The 3,425-nt window shown below is 59.9% G+C and carries 4 protein-coding genes; all 4 read left to right on the forward strand.

What is annotated here, in order from left to right; genetic code table 11:
• Nucleotides 1-728: 728 nt before the first annotated feature.
• On the forward strand, nucleotides 729-1,499 hold the full coding sequence (tpiA, locus tag H5U08_RS13255) for a triose-phosphate isomerase (protein ID WP_297033909.1): 771 nt from the start codon (nucleotides 729-731) through the stop codon (nucleotides 1,497-1,499).
• A gap of 24 nt (nucleotides 1,500-1,523) precedes the next feature.
• A complete protein-coding gene (gene secG / locus H5U08_RS13260; protein WP_297033912.1) occupies nucleotides 1,524-1,907 on the forward strand; it encodes a preprotein translocase subunit SecG in 384 nt (127 codons plus the stop codon).
• 158 nt (nucleotides 1,908-2,065) lie between these two features.
• The gene (locus H5U08_RS13265; RefSeq protein WP_297033915.1) at nucleotides 2,066-2,986 is read left to right on the forward strand and encodes a YicC/YloC family endoribonuclease; all 921 of its coding nucleotides are present in this window, start codon (nucleotides 2,066-2,068) and stop codon (nucleotides 2,984-2,986) included.
• The coding region (locus tag H5U08_RS13270; protein WP_297033918.1) for a guanylate kinase at nucleotides 2,976-3,425 on the forward strand (450 nt) is incomplete at its 3' end. The genes H5U08_RS13265 and H5U08_RS13270, both read left to right, overlap by 11 nt.

Consider the following 3,425-nt stretch of genomic DNA (forward strand, 5'->3'; position numbering starts at 1 on the left):
CAGACAAAGACCTGGAGAGTTCTCAGTCCACTTTATCGCTGAAGTTCACCCATTGTGGACACAGATGGCAGAGAGTCCGGGCAGGGGCAAATCATAAATTGTCCCTACCATTTAATCAGCGAAGCGTGTAGCGGACCTGACAAGCGGGTCTCTCCAGGACTTTTTCGGAGGGGCACGCTTGTCGTGCCCGGCGAGGAGGAATGGATCGTCGATGGCTGTTCATCGGACCTGACAAGCAGGTCCCTCCGGAATGGGGCCCTCTGGAAGCGCGCATAATCTGGGGTAGGGGCAATTCATGGATTGCGTTTAACCAGCGAAGCGTGTAGCGGACCCGACAAGCAGGTCCCTCCGAATGCGGACCTGACAAGTCATGAATGGACGCCGTGGAAGTCGGCCCTCCATTGCATGGTTGGAGGGCTGGGTTCTGCCCTAACCGGTACCCCGGTTGCATCCGGGCCGCCGGTGAGGGTGTGAAGGCTTAAAGTCTTCACCAAAAAGCGGCGATAAATCGCTGCACTCCCTATGGAGCTGCATCGCGGCTGAGATTCCCTGTTGCGTCCTCCATTGCCTGCCCACTTGTCAGAATGGGCCAAACCGGCGAAGATAAGGGTTTTCCATCAACCTTATGCGAGGCGTCTCCCCCCACGCCACTGGTGGTTGCCCAAAAATATTGAGGGAGCGGCTTCGCGCTTCCGGATCAGGGAACAGGACAAAGGAGACCGACTACCATGCGCCGTCCGTTTGTTGCAGGCAACTGGAAGATGCATATGGACCGCGCGTCCGCCGTCGCGCTGGCCCAGGCTGTGGCGGAAGGGGCCGGTGCCTACCCGGGCGTGGACGTCGCCGTCTGCCCGCCGTTCGTGTATCTCGAAGCGGTGGCGCAGGCCCTGGTGGGAAGCCCCGTCGCCCTGGGAGCGCAAAATCTCTATCCCGAGCCCAAAGGAGCCTACACCGGCGAGATCAGTGGGCCGATGCTCAAGGACATGGGTTGCCGGTATGTGATCCTCGGGCACAGCGAACGCCGGGCGATGGGTGAGTCGAGCGAATTCGTCAACGAAAAGGTCTTCGCCGCCCTGGAGTGCGGCCTTCAACCCATCATTTGTGTGGGAGAAACCCTCCGCCAGAGAAAAGAAGGCAAAACCCTCGCGGTGGTCCGTCGTCAAATTGATGGCAGTCTCTCTGGCCTGTCAGCCGAGCAGATGCGCCAGTGCGTCATCGCCTACGAGCCAGTATGGGCCATTGGCACGGGCGAAAACGCCACTCCTGAACAGGCCGAGGAGGTCCAATCCGAAATCCGCCGCCTTCTTGCGGAGCGATTTGGAAAGGACGTTGCAGATTCGGTGCGAATTCAGTACGGTGGAAGTGTTAAGGCAGCGATTGCGGGAGACATATTCCGGCAGCCCAATGTGGACGGCGGCCTGATCGGCGGTGCAAGCCTCAAGGCCGACGAGTTTCTGGGGATCGTCGCGGCCGCCCAAAAGGTCAAAGCGGGGGCCTGACGTGGCGAAGAACGCGGTGAAGTTATGAAATTTCTCATTCTGATATTGCTGGTCCTGACGGCCATTTTCATGATTCTCCTGGTGCTCATTCAGCGCGGGCGCGGGGGGGGACTGGCCGGTGCTTTTGGAGGACTCGGCGGCCAGAGTGCCTTCGGTGCCAAGGCGGGGGATACGTTCACACGGATCACGATCGGGGTGGCTGCCTTCTGGATCTGCCTGTGTATCCTCAGTCACCTCTATTTCCGGTGGACGCATCGGTCGCGGCTGGACCTGGGCCCCACGGCGCCGACGGTGACCAATTCCGCCCCTCTGGAGCCGACGACACTCCCCGAGCCGTCCGGGCAGGGAACAGGGAGCGCAACGGAAACTCCCGCCAGCGGCGCTCCGGCCGCCCCGGCATCTCAGTAGATCATGATCGAAACGGAAAGGTCTGTCCCGCTTCGACTTTCCTTTGACAAACGCTGTCCCGTTTTTTCGAGTTTTGTGACGCGGAAGGCTGTGCCGTTTGTCAATGGCCTGTTGAGAATGATCCATCGCACAGCGAATTGACCGCCGCAGAGCAGCCGTTGATTCGGAATGTGGAGGTAACTCGATTGCTTTCCAGCATGACCGGTTTCGGCGAGGCCCGATTGCAGAAGGACGATACGTCCTTCCGGGTGGAAATCCGTGCGGTCAACAATCGATTCTTGAAAATACTGATTCGCTGTAACGAAGATCTGCCTGCGGCGGTGGAGAGCGAAATTGAAAACCTCGTTCGGAAGCATATCCGCCGCGGCACGGTCCAGGTCACGCTCTTTCTGGATCGGCATCCACGTCCCGGTGATTACCGGATCAATTCCCAGGTTTTGCTGGGGTATTATCGCCAGGTGGAAGCCGCCGCTCTGGAGGCCGGTCTAACACCGCCTTCCGGCATCGAGCCGTTTCTGGTGCTGCCGGGCATTGTGAGTGAGCTGGTTGATCCCTCGGCCTACGTTGCGGAAATTCTCCCCTCCCTCCTGGCAGTGGTCACCGAGGCCCTCGAGCAACTCCAGGCGATGCGCATTCGTGAGGGCCACGCGATGGCCGCGGACATGCGTGCCACGTGTCTGCGGATCTACTCCCTCAGCGAAGAGGTGGAACAGCGGGCGCCTCTGGTCGTGGAGAATTATCGGCAGCGGCTCCAGGAGAGGATGACTCGACTGCTGGGAGAAGCGGCGGGAGTTCTCAAGCCGGAAGACATTGTCAAGGAAGCGGGACTTTTCGCGGAACGGGCAGACATCTCCGAGGAAATCGTTCGGTTGCGAAGTCACGTCCAGCAGTTTCTGTCCGTGCTGGACGAGTCCGGCGACGAGACGCCCGGCCGACGTCTGGAATTCCTGACGCAGGAGATGTTCCGCGAAATCAACACGATGGGCGCCAAGGCGAATGACGCCGAAATCAGTCGTTGCGTGGTGGAGATGAAGACCCAGGTGGAACGGCTGCGGGAAATGGTCCAAAATGTCGAGTGACCGTCCTTCACAGGGGCCGGGTGATCGTCCCGGACGCATCGTCATCCTCTCCGGACCTTCGGGAGTGGGGAAGACCACGGTGGCCAATCGGCTGCTGGCAGAATCCCCGGTACCTCTCGTGCGCAGCGTGTCGGCCACCACGCGCCCTCGTCGCCCGGAGGAAATCGACGGGGTGCATTACCGCTTCTTCACTCCGCAAGAATTCGATCGGCTCCGTCAGGCGGGGGCCTTCCTGGAATGCTTCCAGGTCTTCGAGGACGGCCACTGGTACGGAACCTTGAAAGAACCGGTGCTTTCCGCGTTACAATCGGGTAAATGGGTCCTTTTAGTCATCGACGTGCGGGGAGCGCTGGCCGTTCAGGAGCAATTTCCCGACGCTGTGAGCATCTTTCTTCTCCCCACCAGTTGGGAGGAACTGGAAAAACGTCTGCGAGGACGC

The organism is Thermogutta sp. (assembly GCF_014359955.1).
Taxonomy (GTDB): Bacteria; Planctomycetota; Planctomycetia; order Pirellulales; family Thermoguttaceae; genus Thermogutta.